The following is a 17,034-nucleotide window of genomic DNA, read 5'->3' as shown; positions in this document are numbered from 1 at the left end:
CCGACCATCCAGTCATCAATAAAGTGACGCTGGCCCAGGCCAAAGTTACCGGTGGCCTGCCCATCGTTCAGGCGGATACCGTTCTGGGTAAAGAACAGACGATCGGGACTGTCGTACAGGGGCAACAACAGGTCAACCGAGCCGGCTTGCGGCGCAAACTTGCTGTTAATGCCGAATTCAACCCGGGCGGTACCGAAGTTTTGTAGCCACTGTTGAAGCTGCTGAGACGCCATACCCGATGCCTGCTGCGCCGCAAAGCCGCCAAAGTTGCCGGATTGCGCCAGCTGTGCAGCCGGGTTCAGGTAGTCGTGCAGTTCTGAGGGGGGCGGGGTCTGCTGTGCAACGGCCGTGATGGCCCATGCCGGTGTCAGCGCGATGCTGACCTGCAAAGCGGCCTGTAACAGCGCAAAACGACGCATCCGGGCAGAGTAGCGCCCGCGGGAGTGTGTATTATGAGAGAGAGACATATTTTTTATTCCAGTTAATTACATTACGCGCAACTGGAATATTTTTCATTTATGACCGGTCAATAAACCTAGGCTATGACTTGATTTCCCCCTGGAATTATCCTGGTAATTATTCTCCTACTGGCCGGTGCTGAAAAATGACAAAAAAACATAATAACTTATGAACAAATAATCCGCACAACGGTGCATGTTATTTATTCAAGGGAAATTCTTTTTCTCAGAATTCAGCACCAGTATCATTTTTTTGACAGAGTCGCTCTATTACGCCCTCGTAATAATTCTCACTGAGACGATAATTAGAGAACACATTCAAAAAAATTTTTAGCTTTTTGCTATACCGTTCTCAGCGTTGGTTGCATGATGTTCTCCAGCCGTAAATTAATTTACGGCATTAGCGCAGTTCCATCGCATCACGCAAGGTGAAGAACAGGTCGGTCTGGTCGGTCAATCCGGTCACGTTGGCCGCATGTGGGCCATAGGCGGCAATACGCAACTGGCTACCGGTGTGCTCTTGTGAATCTTCCTCGGAGTTACCATAGCTAATGGTCATCACCGTGCCCTCTTTGGTATTGAGTGCCTGCGTCAGCCCCGGTGCTTTGGTGCCATTCTCGACAATCTGGCTGCTGTGCGCGTGATCTGCGGTCACAACCACCAGCGTATCCCCCGCTTTACGGGCGAATGCCAGGGCCTGTTGGACCGCTTCATCCAGATCAACCGTTTCGCCAATCTGCCCACAGGGGTTAGCCGCGTGATCTTGTTTATCAATCGAAGCCCCTTCCACCTGCAAGAAGAAACCGTTGGGATTAGCACTCAATAACGTAATCGCTTTTTCCGTCATTTGTGCCAATGTAGGCATGCTGGCAGGGCGATCTTTATTGGCAATGCAGGTCACCGCCGGTTGGTCGAGATTGCCATGATAGCTTGCCTTGGGCCCTTGCCAGCGCACGGGCATGTTACCCGGAGAGAACAGGCCAAGCAGTGGCTTGTTCTGATCTGCCTGCGTGATCTTTTGCAGGCTATCCAGATCGGTTACCCACTGATATCCCATCGATTGCGCCTGTTCGCGCAGGGTTTTGCCTTGATACTCGCCGGATTTCGCCAGCTCGTTAAAGGTTTTCTCCCCACCGCCCAGGGTCACATCCGCGCGGGTGCGCAGCAACTGTTCGGTAATCGATCCGCGACCGCCGTTCTCCAGCGCATTGCTGGCGCAAAGCTCGGTGGTTTTTTCTGGGCCGTAGCACTTACGGGAAGTGACATGGGCGACCATGGCGGCGGGCGTTGCATCCTGCAACTCAGCGGTTGAGACATTGCCGGTAGCCTTACCCGCCGCTTTTGCCAGTTCCAGTAAGGTGGTTTGGTCCTTACCGTTCACGTCCACACTCAGTGCGCCGTTGTACGTCTTGGTGCCGGTTGACCAGGCAGAAGCAGAAGCCGCAGAGTCGGTGACGTAGTTAGGTTTATGGGTTTTTTTATCCAGCGAATAATGTGTGTACTGTCCGGAGATGGGCAGTGCATCAATGCCTTTAAAATAACCGCCAGCCCCTTCTGCAAGGTTACGGGCCGCCGTGATTTCTGAGTCGCCCATACCATCGCCAATCAGCAAAATGACATTTTTTGCTTTGCTGTTGCTCAAGGCCGCTTTGATCGCTTCCGTCTGATCGCCACTTAAGCGGCGCGCGCCGCCGTGCTGGGTGATATCGCCCTGCGCAGCCCGGTTCCAGATAGCACTGTCATCAGCCTGTGCCGTCAGTGTCATCAGGCCAGCCAGCAACGTCAGGGTAAATCCAGAGGTATGTTTCAACTTATCTCTCCATGTGTATAAAGATGAAAAATTGTGTCCACGGCAAAGTGTGCGACTCTTTTGTGACAGCTCTGTGACAACATCCTGAGATTAAGAGGGAGAAATAACCGAATTGCTGTAATCTATAGCGACTCGCTCACGACTTAAGCGAATAGAACAAAAGAGAAAAATAGTGCTTGCGTGAAACAGACGGACTCCCTATAGTAGCGCCCCGTTGACCCAGTGAGGTCAGCAAAGAAAAATACGGTGAGATGTCCGAGTGGCTGAAGGAGCACGCCTGGAAAGTGTGTATACGGCAACGTATCGGGGGTTCGAATCCCCCTCTCACCGCCATATTGAGTAGGACGTTAGCTGATGCCTTGAACGTTAAGGCTTCCAAAACAGCATAAATAACGGCACTACACGCAGGAAGCCCCAGACTCAGGTCCGGGGCTTTTTTGTTTCTGATGCCCTCTGACTTTGCCCCGCTGGCCACAACAAAGTAAAGTATCCTGCCTGAACGGATTTTCTGAAGGATCAGACCATGCAAGCCGTCATTCTGCTACTGTCATTACTGCTACTGCTGCTGTTTTTCCTGCTGGTGAGAAAATTAATCCATCGCATTCGTGACAACACGACAGCAGATTATCGTAGCGGTGAGCCACTGCAAATTTCACAAAATGCCTGGCTGTTAGAAAAGCTGGGGATACGGCGGGAACGTTATTTTTTTGATGCGGACTATCTTTACCAAAGGCGCAGGCAGGAAACTAAAAAGATCCCCCTCGGTGCCATTGTCCGTATCAAAGCCACCTCAGTACAAATCGGCGAACGCCATGTCTGGGCAGTTCGCTATCACGAAGATCACCACGAAAAAGAGGTGCGTTTTGTGCACAACGCATCGCTGTTTAATGCCAACTTTGCCTCTTTCCTCGCCGCAGTGCGGGAAGTGAATCCCGCTGCGGATATTGAAGAGATCGGCATGTTGAAATTGTAAGGTTTTAACGCCTTCGACCTCATTAAAGCGTCATGATCATCTCATGCAATGCCGCCGTGGTCTGACGCTGACGGTTTGATGCTCGCGCCCTGATAGTGTGTAGTAGCAAAGGGGATGACTAGGTGGTAATACAATAAAACTGACCTCAACGGATGCCAGTTTTCTCTAATGGCACAGATTATTTGAATTCAGTGCGCGTCAAAATGACATTACGCTGCACTGGCTCCCTGGTGAGGGTAAAATAAGGGGTTAATTCGCCTTCACGACCCCATTTGCCAATCGCTCCTTCACTTTCGAACCTGATGTAACCCAGGCTTTGAAGATAGTCAGCCAAATCAGCCGTGTTAGCATCAGCGCTGTAAACGATGCTGCTATCCTGCGGTTTAGCACCATCTTGCGCCGTGAAAGTGAAATGATACTGATGCGCAACTCGCGGCGCATCACGTATTTCCTTATCGGTGTAAAAATAATATAACCAAAGATTAGCCTGCGAATACCCACCGGGTTGCTCTGCTCTTTTCTGCATACTGAAATCTGCCAGAATAATGCTCACGATGACGATAAATCCTGCCACAATGAACTTTTTCCATTGATTCATACCGTTGTGAAACTCCGTTTTTACACAAAAACCGCGTCGTATTATAAAGTTCTTACCAATAAAAAAACCCGGCCGGAGCCGGGTTGGTAGTTGCTACACAGCGAAATCAGGCATAGGCCATCAGGGTTCGCTGGCAAAGTTGTGAACGGACACAGTCGTCTCTGCCGAAACGCACCACGCCAATCATCTCATCCTCAGTGAAGCGCGCCAGCGCATCAGCAAGGCCAGACGGGACATGAGCAGGCAAGTCACACTGAGTAATATCGCCGTTCACAATGACTGTGACGTTCTCACCCAAACGGGTTAGGAACATTTTCATCTGTGCAGCAGTGACGTTTTGCGCCTCATCAAGAATCACTACCGCGTTCTCAAAGGTACGTCCGCGCATATAGGCAAACGGTGCAATTTCCACCTTACCAATTTCGGGACGCAGGCAATACTGCATAAAGGAAGCACCCAGACGTTTAACCAGAACGTCATAGACCGGCCGGAAATAAGGCGCAAACTTCTCGGAGATATCCCCTGGCAGGAAGCCAAGATCTTCGTCGGCCTGCAAAACCGGTCGTGTAACAATAATCCTGTCGATATCCTTATGTATCAGGGCCTCGGCCGCTTTCGCAGCACTGATCCAGGTTTTCCCGCAGCCCGCTTCACCGGTTGCGAAAATGAGCTGTTTCGTTTCTATGGCGTTGAGATAATGCGCCTGGGCTTCATTACGAGCTTCAATTGGGCTACCGTCGCGCACATCGCGCGCCATGCCAATTGAATCCAGTCCTCCCAGTTGCACCAGCGAAGTGACCGATTCTTCCTCACGCTGACGATGACTACGTGAGTCATTACGAAGCACTCTTCTGGCTTCACGACGCGCTTTGATCACTGCTTTCTGTCTTCCCATAGTGGCACCTTACAGTTGGTTTCATTTCCCGCGCAGGCCATCCGCCCGAGCGATTACGTGAACGCTTTAGAGGTTTACTTGGCTTCCTTTTAAGCCGTACAGGAACGTGGAGATAAGTGTGCTGACACAGCGATGTACCGTGTAAGCGCACCGGGTAAAAAGAGAATAGAGTGTAAAATACAACCAAAACACTGTTGAAATGAGGTCAGAGAAAAATCCTCTCACCGTTAAAAGCGATGTCTGAAGGGGTACTGCCTGTCCATTTGCGGACCATCTCATGCGCGAACTCCAGTGTGATACATCAACACATTTGCTCAGCCTATGAGTAATAAACTGCACCATTTTGCAGGTGCTTTGCAATCACTATTTTTACATTCAAACAACAAAAATGAATTTTAAGCAAAAAGCGTGGTGATAAAGGAATGCTCAGTTCTGCGAATGAAATATTAACGCAACGGTAATCTGTCAGTTTATTACGCCGCCTGTTTTGGCCGCCTTAACCAAAGGCAGATCAATACCGCGAGGAGATAGAACAAATAAGCAGCAGCTTCGCTCAGGCTGGCGCAAGCCTGCAATCCAAGGCTACCCGCTAATACCGCGGCTAATACAGAATCTTTCGGTATTAACCGCGTTAAATCGAACACGATATCCTGCCAATATGGCCACCAACCTGCATGGGCGAATGCCCGTACCATGCCAGAGGCACACCCCGCCGCAATCAGCATTTGCAGTACGTCAGCAACGAGCGTAAAACGCCGTTCAGATAACCACCCACCGAGCAGATAGAGCACCACGCCGCCCAATAACGCCAGGGCCAGACCAAAAACCGCTCCCGCCGCCGCCGCGTTGCTGCTATTAACAGTAAAGATATAGGTTAAGTAGTGTACCGCCGATAATCCCTCTCGCACCACTGCAAGGAAAACGGTAAATAGCAGCGCCAGGCAGAAACCTGTCTGACCGTATTGCGTGGATCTAAGGGTCAAAATCGACAACATCAACATAGCCAACAGTGCAACCGCACCCTCAAACAACGCCACATTGTGAAGCGAAAGCGGCTTCTGTGCCGCGTTGGAAAGAATGCCGATGCTCAGGCTGCAAACCAGCGCCAGCAGCACCACCGTCCACAACAGCGGAAACCATTGGCCGTTATCACTGCGACGAAAATAGCTGGCGAACAGACTCACCAGCAATGTGGCTTCCAGCCCTTCGCGCAACAAGGTGAGAAACGGGAGAAACATTCCTTAAATCTCGCAATTAAGAATAAATTAAGTAGAAAGGTAAATAAACGTTAGCTCACCAATGATATCGATTATCATTATCAAAAAAAAGCATTCGCCCTGTAAGCATCGCGTAATTATTTGCTGTAAGGACAAAAAAACCGCTCCGAAGAGCGGTTTTTCATTCATCAAACCCGCATTGGCGTTAACCGATGGTCATCAGGCTGGCATTTCCGCCAGCAGCCGCAGTATTGACGCTCAAAGAACGCTCAATCAGCCACCGCTCCAGCAACAGTTCTGTCTCTCCTCGGGCAAAGCCCTGCACGGAGACAATTGCCCCCTCACGAGAAGCCACTTGCTCACACAGCGTACGCAGTTGGTCTGCATCACCATGATAAACAACCGCATCAAACTCGCCCTGTAACGGTTGGGTCTGTAGCGTAATCTGTTGCTGTACCGCCGCAGGCAACTGACTGAACAGCGTACGATGCAGGCTGTCATCTTCCCACAGCGCCTTAGTACCGACACTGGTGATCCCCGCTAGCTGGATCAGCGCATCCTGCTCGTTGTCGGCCAGCGCCAGCACCTGTTCACGCGGCAGCAAGCTAAAGGTGTTACGTTCACCAGTTGGACCTGGCAGCAAACGCACCGTGCCCGACTGCGCCAGTTCAGCGTAGTGCTGGCACAGCGCAACCAGTGCGCTATGGCCTTTCGCGCTGGCCCAGTCGCTTAACGCCTGATGGGCGGCTAACAACGTCGGGCGCAGTGTGCTGTCAACCGGACGCTCAGCATCCTGACGATCGAAGGTTTTACGTAACCCCTGCTCCGGGCGGCTTGCCAACAGACGGTACAGATACAGCGGGCCACCCGCTTTCGGCCCCGTGCCGGAAAGCCCTTCGCCACCAAACGGTTGCACGCCAACCACCGCGCCCACCATGTTACGGTTAACGTAGAGATTACCGACTTTAGCGCCAGCCACCACTTGGGCAATCGTCTCATCAATACGGGTATGCACGCCCAGTGTCAGGCCATAACCGGAATGATTGATGTGTTCGAGGATCTGCGGCAGTGCGTTACGACCAAAGCGCACCACATGCAGCACCGGACCAAACACTTCACGATCCAGATCGCTTACCTGATCCAGCTCAATCAGGGTTGGCTTGATAAAGGTACCGGTTTGCCATTCACGGCTGTCTTCCGGCACATCCTGCACGGCCTGATAGACCTTGAAGCCCTTGTTGCGCATCCCCTGGATGTGACGTTCGATATTCTCCTTCGCTTCACTGTCGATCACCGGACCGATATCGGTTGAGAGACGCTCCGGGTTCCCCATACGGCACTCGGCCATAGCACCACGCAGCATTTTCAGCGTGTGGTCGGCCACATCTTCCTGAATACACAGCAGACGCAGCGCAGAGCAACGCTGACCGGCACTGTCAAATGCGGAAGCGACAATATCCACCACCACTTGTTCTGTCAGCGCTGAGGAGTCAACGATCATGGCGTTCATTCCCCCGGTTTCAGCAATCAGTGGGGTTGGTCGCCCCTGGGGATCGAGACGTCCCGCAAGATTGCGTTGCAGCAACGTGGCTACGGCCGTAGACCCGGTAAACATCACGCCGCGCACGCGCTCATCACCCGTCAGTTGCGCCCCTACTGTCTCACCCAAACCTGGCAGCAGTTGCAGGACGCCTGCCGGCACACCCGCTTCCAGCAGGATCTGTACCGCCTGAGCAGCAATCAGTGGCGTTTGTTCTGCCGGTTTTGCCAGCACGCTGTTGCCTGCCGCTAACGCAGCGGCTATCTGACCGGTAAAGATGGCCAATGGGAAGTTCCACGGGCTGATGCACACAACCGGGCCTAACGGACGATGAGTATCGTTATCAAAATCGTCACGCACCATGCCGGCATAGTAGTAAAGGAAGTCGACCGCTTCGCGCACCTCAGCGATGGCGTTGTTGTAGGTCTTACCGGCTTCGCGCACCAGAATACCGATCAACTGCTGTATTTGACCTTCCATTAACTGGGCGGCGCGTTCGAGGATCGCAGCACGTTCCTGCGGCGGCGTCGCAAACCAGATTGGGCCGGCATTCACTGCCGCATCCAACGCCAGTGACACCTCCTCCGCGCTAGCCTCACGCACATACCCGACGATATCCCCCGGTGCTGCTGGGTTGGTCAGCGGTCGGCTGTCACCCGCTTGCAGTTCAGCATCGATCATCGGCTGTGCCTGCCACGGCTGCGCTGCGCTGCTCAGTACTGCACTGGAGAGCGAAGCCAGTCGATGTTCGTTCGCCATATCGATACCGCTGGAGTTAACACGTTTCTCACCGTAAAGGTCGCGGGGTAACGGGATCTTCGGATGCGGTAAGCCAACGGCACCTTCGTTCTGCGCCAGTTTTTCCACTTCAGAGACCGGATCGGCCACCAGATCTTCCAGCGGCAGTGAGGTATCGGCAATGCGGTTAACAAACGAGGTGTTCGCGCCATTCTCCAGCAGGCGTCGCACCAGGTAAGCCAGCAGGGTTTCGTGCGTTCCCACAGGGGCATAGATGCGGCAAGGACGGTTGAGCTTGCCATCGGCCACTTTGCCTACCACCTGCTCATACAACGGTTCACCCATGCCGTGCAGGCACTGGAACTCATACTGACCAGGATAGTAGTTATTCCCCGCCAACTGGTAGATCGTCGCCAGAGTGTGGGCGTTGTGGGTCGCGAATTGTGGGTAGATCAGGTTTGGCACGGCCAGCAACTTACGCGCGCAGGCCAGATAAGAGATGTCAGTGTAGACCTTACGGGTATAAACCGGGTAGCCCTCAAGGCCATCAACCTGAGCACGTTTGATTTCGCTATCCCAATAGGCCCCCTTCACCAGGCGGATCATCAGGCGACGGCGGCTACGCTGTGCCAGATCGATCAGGTAGTCAATCACCATTGGGCAGCGTTTCATGTAGGCCTGGATAACAAAGCCGATACCGTTCCAGCCTTCCAGCTCAGGTTCGAAGCAAAGTTTCTCCAGCAGGTCGAGGGACAGCTCAAGGCGATCCGCCTCTTCAGCATCAATATTGATACCAATGTCATAACTGCGGGCCAGCAGGGTCAGGGATTTGAGGATCGGATACAGCTCTTCCATGACGCGTTCATACTGCGCGCGGCTGTAACGCGGATGCAGTGCCGAAAGTTTGATTGAGATCCCCGGCCCTTCATAAATGCCACGCCCGTTAGACGCTTTACCAATCGCATGGATCGCCTGCTGGTAAGAGAGCAGATAGGCTTTCGCATCGCTGGCGGTGAGCGCCGCTTCCCCCAACATGTCATAAGAGTAACGGAAGCCTTTATCTTCCAGCTTGCGCGCATTTGCCAGCGCCTGAGCGATGGTTTCTCCGGTTACAAACTGCTCGCCCATCAGGCGCATCGCCATATCCACGCCTTTGCGGATCAGCGGTTCACCGCTTTTGCCGATGATACGATTCAGAGAGCGTGAGAGGTTGGCTTCGTTGTGGGTCGATACCAGACGCCCAGTGAACAGCAGCCCCCAGGTCGCCGCATTGACGAACAGGGATGGGCTACGCCCAAGGTGTGATTGCCAGTTACCGTTGCTGATTTTGTCGCGAATCAGCGCATCACGCGTAGGCTTATCGGGAATGCGCAACAGCGCTTCCGCCAGGCACATCAACGCCACACCCTCCTGCGAGGAGAGCGAGAACTCTTGCAGCAAGCTTTGCACCATTCCGGCGCGTCCTGTTGCACCCTTTTGGTGCCGCAGCTTGTCTGCCAGTTGATAGGCTAACTGGTAGGTTTTCTCCGCCTGAGCCTTTGGCAACCGTGCCTGTTCCAGCAGCATTGGCACTGCTTCAGTCTCGGGGCGACGCCAGGCGGCAGTGATGGCCGCACGTGCCACGGTCTGTGGCAGAATTTGTTCAGCAAACGACAAGAAGGGCTGATGCACTTCTTCAGGAACGCCCTCTTCAGCGTCACCCGCCAGCGCCTGTAACGGAATCTCTGGCAGGCTATCACCGGCTTCGAGCTGGCCGAGATAGTTAAAAATCGCCTGTTTGATCAGCCAGTGTGGTGTGCGATCAATGCGCTGTGCTGCCTGTTTAATACGCTCGCGGGTGGCTTCATCCAGCTTTACCCCCATGGTGGTCGTGCCCATGACTTTTCAGCTCCTTAATGTCGTTATAACGGCCTGGGCAGCAATATCACTTATGTTGCAACTTTGTGCAACCCAGATAATTACAGGTGTGAACCAGGCCACTAAACGATGAAATGATGTTCAGATTCAGATACGGCACGGTTATTGCTGCAAAATCCCCGCCAACTTTCACAGCCAGATCCAGAGCGGTCTTAGGACTAAAAAACTAAGCGCAACCCTGGAAGTGTGACCTGGTGCAACCTATGAGCATTAATTTATTTTGAAAGAGTGAAATCACAGTAACTGCTGTGTTAAATCCATTGTGCTGAATTCGCCTTTACGGCAGGATACCGCGCCTCAGTGGAAGGCCCGGCCTACGCCTGTGTGAAGAAAATTATTAACTGTCGCCTCGTTCCGGCACAGCAGCACAACGCGATTTCACTGTGGAAATTACAACAAAAGTGGAGAGACTGATGAATGTAAGTACCCCCTTGCTGGTGACCTTTTTGGTCTACATCTTTGGCATGGTGCTGATTGGCTTAATGGCCTACCGCTCAACCAAAAATTTTGACGACTACATTCTGGGCGGCCGCAGTTTGGGCAGCGTAGTAACAGCACTTTCAGCAGGTGCTTCCGATATGAGCGGCTGGCTGCTGATGGGCCTGCCTGGCGCAATTTTCCTCTCTGGTATTTCCGAAAGTTGGATCGCGATTGGCCTGATCATGGGGGCATGGCTCAACTGGAAGATCGTAGCGGGTCGTCTGCGTGTGCAAACCGAGCATCACAACAATGCCCTGACGCTACCAGACTTTTTCACCAGCCGTTTCGAAGACCATAACAAAATTCTGCGCGTCATCTCCGCAGTCATTATCCTGATCTTCTTCACCATCTACTGTGCCTCGGGCGTGGTAGCGGGCGCACGTCTGTTTGAAAGTACCTTCGGTATGAGCTACGAAACCGCCATCTGGGCCGGTGCCGCAGCAACCATTCTCTACACGCTGATTGGCGGGTTCCTGGCGATCAGCTGGACCGATACCGTGCAGGCCAGCCTGATGATCTTCGCCCTGATTCTGACCCCGGTAATGGTCATTGTCGCGGTCGGTGGCCTGTCAGACTCCATGGCGGTGATTGAGGCCAAAAGCATGGAAAACCTCGACATGCTGAAAGGCCTGAACTTTGTTGCCGTAATCTCGCTGCTGGGCTGGGGTCTGGGTTACTTTGGTCAGCCGCACATTCTGGCCCGCTTTATGGCCGCAGACTCTCACCACTCGATCCGCACCGCCAGCCGCATTGGTATGACGTGGATGATTCTGTGCCTTGGCGGAGCAGTGGCTGTGGGCTTCTTTGGGATTGCCTATTTCCAGAACAACCCGGATCAGGCGGCTGGCGTCAGCCAGAACGGCGAGCGCATCTTTATTGAGCTGGCCCGTATCCTGTTTAACCCGTGGATTGCCGGTATCCTGCTGTCAGCCATTCTGGCTGCGGTGATGTCTACCCTGAGCTGTCAGTTGCTGGTGTGCTCCAGCGCATTGACCGAAGACCTGTACAAAGGATTCCTGCGCAAACATGCCAGCCAGAAAGAGCTGGTGTGGGTGGGACGTCTGATGGTGCTGTTAATTGCACTGATTGCGATTGCGCTGGCGATGAACCCAGACAACCGCGTGCTGGGTCTGGTGAGCTACGCGTGGGCAGGCTTTGGCGCCGCATTCGGTCCAGTGGTTCTGTTCGGGGTATGCTGGAAACGAATGACACGTAACGGCGCGCTAGCCGGGATGGTGATTGGCGCAGTGACCGTGCTGGTCTGGAAACAGTACGCCTGGCTGGGGCTGTATGAAATCATCCCTGGCTTCCTGTTCGCCAGCATCGCGATTGTGGTGATCAGCCTGATGGGTCGCGAACCTTCAGATGAAGCACAGGCTCGCTTTGCCGCTGCAGAAGCAGAGTACAACACCCGTTAATGCAAAAAGCCCCGCCCGTCTGCTGTGACGGGCGGGGCTTCTCTCTCTGTTATTTCACTTAGCTTTTGCCAGCTTATCCGCCACATCCTGCCAGACAAACGGCACTAAATCGCTGTAACGCAATTGACGCTGTGCTAACTGCGCCGGTAGCTCGCCTTGTAATTCACTGGTTGCCTGACTCATCACCCCGCTTAACCCAACATCCTGTAACGTTTTCACCACTTCCTGCATCTCTTCTGAACGGCGCACGCCATGTTCCGCGACGCGGCTAATCAAATAGTGTGGCAGTTGGTCGTCCCAGCCTAAAGAGGGAAAGCTGGCGTGCAGCGAGTTCAGCACCGGGGCTTCAACGCCATACAGACGCGCGGCGCGCAGGCACTCGGTAGTCAGAGCTTCAAGGCCTTTGATCATCACACTGCGACACATCTTGATGGCAGAGACTTCCCCCACCTGCGTGCTGGCCGCACGGGCGTTGCAACCCAACTCCGTCAGGCGCAGTGCAACCCGCTCAGCCTGAGCCCCCCCGATCAACAGCGGTGTCGCCAGCCGCTTCGGTGGCACTGGAGCCATCACCGCTACGTCGAGATAATCCCCGGCCCCACCTGCCACAATCTGGGCCGAACGGCACTTGGTCTCCGGGGCCACGGAGTTGAAATCCAGCAGGATTTGCCCAGGCTGTAGCAGCGGAGCCAGCTCATGAGCCACCTCTGCGGCACTGCCTGCGGTGACTAATGACAGCACCCACTTAACCCCTTGTACGGCTTCAGCCGCACTGTGAGCGGGTGTCGCATTCAGCGCTTCAGCACGCTGGCGCATCGCCTCACCTTCAGCACTGAGCAGCTTTTTGTCCCAGATTCGCACGCCAGCAGCGGCGAGATCGGCAGCATAAACACTGCCCGCCTCACCAAATCCAATAATGGCAATTTCAGCCATAACGTCTCCTTAATGGCCCTGCCAGAGCGATCCCGGCACGGCAACGCGACCGTCAAACAGCAAACGCGCGGTACGAATGAGCCCGCTGTTAATCACTTGTCCCGCAGCATCCCGCTGCAACATCACACTGAACTCCCCGCTGGGATGTTCCACCGCCAACTGCTGATTCAGCGCGCTACTCACCTGCGCAACTCCAGCGGTAATACTGCCGTCGATCAAACAGGCGGTGGCGACACTCACCGCGCCCAGTACGCCAATCGATGCATGGCAGCGATGAGGAATAAAGGTGCGCGTAGTCAGCGCGCCTCCCTGCTGAGGTGCCGCTACCAGGGTCATTTTTGGCACCGTGCGCTGTGCAACATCACCCAGCTGCATTTTTGGCCCCGCCTGCAAACGAATGGATTCCAGCCGCGCCTTCAGTTCCGTGTCATTATCTAACTGTTCGCGACTCTCTAATCCACTGCGGTCCAGGTCGGCGGCACGAATCAGCACCACCGGCATACCGTTATCGATACAGGTCACTTCTATGCCATCAAAGGTGTCACGCGGCTGCCCGGTGGGCAGCAACGCGCCACAGCTTGAACCCGCAATATCCTGGAAGTTAAGGATCTGCTGAGCGGCATAGCCCGGCACGCCGTCAATGCGCGTATCGCCTTCATACTCGACGCACCCTTCCGGCGTGGCAATTTCCGCTTCGGCAACCTGCCCGGTATTCACCATGAAAATACGTACGCGCGTCCGATCGCCCTGCGCGGCAACCAACCCTTTTTCAATCGCAAACGGGCCCACCGCCGCCAGCACGTTACCGCAGTTCTGACCATAATCGACCACGGCTTTATCTACGTTGACCTGGGCAAACAGGTAATCAACGTCAGCATCACTGCGCGTAGAAGGGCTAACGATCGCCACTTTACTGGTCAGGGGATCTGCGCCCCCCAGGCCGTCAATTTGGCGTTTATCGGGCGAACCCATCACCGCCAACAGCACCCGATCGCGCAGGGCGGCGTCTGCGGGCAGATCGCTCGCCAGGAAGCAGGCGGCTTTTGAGGTACCGCCGCGCATCATTACACAGGGGATCAGCGTCTGTTTCATGCGTCGTTCTGCAATTGTTCAACGGTATCGAAGTAGCGCAGGCCCTTTTCAGCCAGCGTGCCACGCATCTGGTAGATATCCAGCCCTAGCTCACCAGCTGCCAGGCGCTGACGTTTACCCTCTTCCGCATCCACACGTTTCTGTGCGGCCAGGCTAACCTGCTGAGCCTGCTCACGCGGCACAATCACCACGCCATCATCATCGGCAATCACCACATCGCCTGGCGTCACCAGTTGACCGGCGCACACAACGGGCACATTGACTGACCCCAGCGTGGCCTTCACCGTCCCCTGCGCATACACCGCACGCGACCAGACCGGGAAGTTCATTTCACGCAATGTCTGGCTGTCGCGGATACCAATATCGCCCACCAAACCCACCACACCCCGCGCCTGGAGTGACGTCGCTAACAGATCGCCAAAGAAGCCATCGTGACATTCAGAGGTCGGTGCAACCACCAGCACATCACCGGGCTGGCACTGCTCCACGGCGACGTGGAACATCCAGTTATCCCCTGGCGAGACCAACACGGTGACCGCGCTGCCCGCAATGGCGCGGTTTTGCTGCACCGGACGAACCCGCACGTCCAGCAATCCCTGACGCTGCTGTGCTTCATGCACTGTCGCTACGCCGTAGCGGGCAAAATCTGCCATCAGGCTTTGGTCGGCGCGCGCAATGTTACGTACCACGACCCCTTTTTTTCCTACCAGGCTCATGACAGATTCTCCGTTACGCGTGGGAAGAGGCTCTGGTAGCCTTCACCGTGGGTGATGTCGCGCCCGCTGGTGATACCGATGTTGCGCTTCGCCTGAACGCCACGCTGTAACGCGACACGGGTGTAGTACTCCCACAGGTGTTCCTGTCCCGCCATACACTGGATCGCGGCGTACTTCTTATCCCACACCGAGGTGATATCCAGCAGAACATCGGGCTTCCAGTTGCACTGCTCTGGCTGATGCGGCTCGAAGCTATAAACCGGCGGCGCGCCAACAATGGTTTCACCTGGGCGGTAGCCTTCTGCCTGCGCAATGATGCGCGCCTCCTGCGCCAGATTGGCCGCCAGCGGATGATCGTAGTTATACGGGTCGGCGACGGAGTGCGTCAGTACAAAGTGCGGTTGCACCTTACGGTAGACGTCCGCCAGGCGGAACAGCGTCTCTTTGTCTGCACGCAGCGGATAATCGCCTAAATCGAAGAACTCAATGCTGGCTCCGAGGATCTCGGCGGCTGCTTCCGCTTCTGCACGACGATGCTGTTTGACCAGCGCCTCAGTCATATTCCCTTTACGCCACAGTTTGGCCGACTCACCGCGCTCACCAAACGAGAGACACACCACATGGACGTCATAACCCTGTGCCGCATGCAGCGCAATAGAACCGCCCGCACGCCAGACGAAATCGGCTGAGTGAGCGCTAACCACAAGGGCACTTTTCTTGGTGTTGTTTTCCATTTTTCATTCCCGCATTGACTGTTTTTTTTCATCCTGACACGCAGCATCAGGGGCGGGATAATGCCTTTCATTGCGCAAGCTATGATTTTTATTTATGTTGTGATCTCGCTCTCCTGTACATCCTGCACAGACATGAAAAAGAAATCAGAAGATAAGATGATTAAAATCATGCAAATACGTGCGTTTTGCATGATAGCCGACCGGGGAACCGTGTCTGAGGCTGCGGAGAATTTATTTCGCACCCAGTCAGCCATCACCCGTTCGATACGTGATCTGGAACACAATCTGGCGGTGCCGCTGTTCGAACGCCAGGCCAGCGGGATGTTATTAACCGAGCTGGGGAAGGCAATTTTACCCCGCGCCCAACGTGCCATTGCCGAACTGCACCAGGTGCCAGCGCTGCTCAGTCGGCTAAAACAGGACCGCCGCGATGAAGCCGAACCGGTGTGGCTGTTTAACCTGCGACGCTTGCAGATTTTTCTCGCCTTATGCCGTCTGCACCACACGCAAAGCGTTGCCAGCTCGCTGGGTATCAGCCAACCGGCGGTCAGCGCCGCGCTGAAAGTGCTGGAGAAAGGAGCCGGGATGGTGCTGTTTCGCCGCACGCCAAAGGGCATGATGCCCACCGCTGCCGGACGCGAGATGGCCCCGGTGATCAGTCGGGCACTGAATGAGATCCGCCACATTCCCGACGAGCTGGCCGCACGCCAGGGGATTCTCACCGGAACGGTAAATATTGGCGCGCTCCCGCTCAGCCGCAGTCGCCTGCTGCCGTTAGCCATCGCCCGGCTGATTGCTCGTCATCCCGGTATTCATATCGTCACCAATGAGAGTGCTTTCAGCACGCTGATCACCGAGCTGCGGGCCGGAGAGGTTGATTTTATTCTTGGTGCACTGCGCCATGATGAAGCCATTCTCGATATTCATAATCAGGCGCTGTTTGACGAGGAGTTGATCCTGCTGGTGCGCCAGAATCACCCGCTCTGTAGCAAGCCACCGAGCGCCAGTGATTTAAGCCAGGTACAGTGGATCTTGCCGCGCAGCAATTCGCCCGCACGCCATCTGTTGGACGGCGCATTTCAGCAGGCCGGAATGGATGCCCCAACGCCCGTGGTTGAAAGCGGCGATCTCGCCATCGTACGCGGACTGCTACTGAATTCGGATATGGTGGCGGCCGTTTCCTCACAGCAGCTGGATTTTGAAGTGAAAGCGGGTGTCCTGCGACAGCTCTCTTTGAAGCTGCCTGACACTCGCCGGGAGATCGGGCTAACCTTCCGTCAGGGAGCGCTGCACTCCCCGGCAACCGCCGCCCTGTTGACCTGCATCCATGAAGTCGTTGCTGATGGTTTTAAATGAAACGCATAGATCTCTAAAAAAAAGTTTAACCACAAGCCCGAAATTCGGGCTTTCCAGATAGCTGCACACTGTTAGATCCATCACAGTATAAACCCAACTCATACCTCTAAAAGCCTTTTGCGACTGACACCACGCGGCGCTCGCGCTTAACGTGGGGAC

General features: G+C 54.7%; 13 protein-coding genes and 1 tRNA gene. 4 read left to right on the top strand and 10 right to left on the bottom strand.

The features are described 5' to 3' along the window. The coding region (locus F3J40_RS24035; protein ID WP_205297510.1) for an inverse autotransporter beta domain-containing protein at nt 1-467 on the bottom strand (467 nt) is incomplete at its 3' end. Between the two features lie 391 nt (nt 468-858). Then, nucleotides 859-2,223, bottom strand: a complete 1,365-nt coding sequence (gene phoA, locus F3J40_RS24030) for an alkaline phosphatase (protein ID WP_240155596.1) — start codon at nt 2,221-2,223, stop codon at nt 859-861. Between the two features lie 290 nt (nt 2,224-2,513). Between phoA and F3J40_RS24025 the strand changes: the two genes are divergently transcribed. Continuing rightward, a tRNA-Ser gene (locus F3J40_RS24025) sits at nt 2,514-2,601 on the top strand. Between the two features lie 190 nt (nt 2,602-2,791). Then, nucleotides 2,792-3,241 (top strand): hypothetical protein, encoded by a 450-nt coding sequence (locus F3J40_RS24020; protein WP_167018650.1) that lies wholly within the window; start codon nt 2,792-2,794, stop codon nt 3,239-3,241. A 178-nt stretch (nt 3,242-3,419) separates the two neighbouring features. Here F3J40_RS24020 and F3J40_RS24015 read toward each other — a convergent pair whose 3' ends face one another. From F3J40_RS24015 to putA, 4 genes are all read right to left on the bottom strand, one after another. Next, nucleotides 3,420-3,839 (bottom strand): hypothetical protein, encoded by a 420-nt coding sequence (locus F3J40_RS24015; RefSeq protein WP_167018648.1) that lies wholly within the window; start codon nt 3,837-3,839, stop codon nt 3,420-3,422. A 106-nt stretch (nt 3,840-3,945) separates the two neighbouring features. Beyond that, nucleotides 3,946-4,734, bottom strand: coding sequence for a phosphate starvation-inducible protein PhoH (phoH, locus tag F3J40_RS24010; RefSeq protein WP_017346572.1), 789 nt, complete (start codon nt 4,732-4,734; stop codon nt 3,946-3,948). Between the two features lie 473 nt (nt 4,735-5,207). Then, nucleotides 5,208-5,972 (bottom strand): FTR1 family protein, encoded by a 765-nt coding sequence (locus tag F3J40_RS24005; protein ID WP_167018646.1) that lies wholly within the window; start codon nt 5,970-5,972, stop codon nt 5,208-5,210. A 184-nt stretch (nt 5,973-6,156) separates the two neighbouring features. After that, a complete protein-coding gene (gene putA / locus F3J40_RS24000; RefSeq protein ID WP_167018644.1) occupies nt 6,157-10,107 on the bottom strand; it encodes a trifunctional transcriptional regulator/proline dehydrogenase/L-glutamate gamma-semialdehyde dehydrogenase in 3,951 nt (1,316 codons plus the stop codon). Nucleotides 10,108-10,559: 452 nt separating this feature from the next. On the opposite strand from putA, the gene putP reads away from it, so the two are divergent. Continuing rightward, nucleotides 10,560-12,044, top strand: coding sequence for a sodium/proline symporter PutP (gene putP, locus F3J40_RS23995; RefSeq protein ID WP_167018642.1), 1,485 nt, complete (start codon nt 10,560-10,562; stop codon nt 12,042-12,044). A 54-nt stretch (nt 12,045-12,098) separates the two neighbouring features. Here the strand turns inward: putP and F3J40_RS23990 are convergent, their stop codons facing one another. The 4 genes from F3J40_RS23990 to galB are packed head-to-tail and all read right to left on the bottom strand — an operon-like array spanning nt 12,099 to nt 15,519. Beyond that, nucleotides 12,099-12,977 (bottom strand): NAD(P)-dependent oxidoreductase, encoded by an 879-nt coding sequence (locus F3J40_RS23990; RefSeq protein ID WP_167018640.1) that lies wholly within the window; start codon nt 12,975-12,977, stop codon nt 12,099-12,101. A gap of 9 nt (nt 12,978-12,986) precedes the next feature. After that, on the bottom strand, nt 12,987-14,069 hold the full coding sequence (locus tag F3J40_RS23985; protein WP_167018638.1) for a 4-oxalomesaconate tautomerase: 1,083 nt from the start codon (nt 14,067-14,069) through the stop codon (nt 12,987-12,989). Beyond that, nucleotides 14,066-14,785, bottom strand: coding sequence for a 4-carboxy-4-hydroxy-2-oxoadipate aldolase/oxaloacetate decarboxylase (locus F3J40_RS23980; protein WP_167018636.1), 720 nt, complete (start codon nt 14,783-14,785; stop codon nt 14,066-14,068). Before F3J40_RS23980 ends, F3J40_RS23985 begins: the two co-directional genes overlap by 4 nt. Continuing rightward, on the bottom strand, nt 14,782-15,519 hold the full coding sequence (gene galB / locus F3J40_RS23975; protein WP_017346580.1) for a 4-oxalmesaconate hydratase: 738 nt from the start codon (nt 15,517-15,519) through the stop codon (nt 14,782-14,784). The genes F3J40_RS23980 and galB overlap by 4 nt, the downstream gene beginning before the upstream one ends. Before the next feature lie 132 nt (nt 15,520-15,651). On the opposite strand from galB, the gene F3J40_RS23970 reads away from it, so the two are divergent. Then, on the top strand, nt 15,652-16,875 hold the full coding sequence (locus F3J40_RS23970) for a LysR family transcriptional regulator (RefSeq protein ID WP_167018634.1): 1,224 nt from the start codon (nt 15,652-15,654) through the stop codon (nt 16,873-16,875). Nucleotides 16,876-17,034 lie beyond the last annotated feature (159 nt).

The sequence above is a fragment of the Candidatus Pantoea multigeneris genome (genome assembly GCF_011752615.1).
Taxonomy (GTDB): Bacteria; Pseudomonadota; Gammaproteobacteria; order Enterobacterales; family Enterobacteriaceae; genus Pantoea; species Pantoea multigeneris.
Note: the sequence above shows the minus strand (reverse complement) of the source record. Positions and strands in the feature narration are given on the sequence as shown.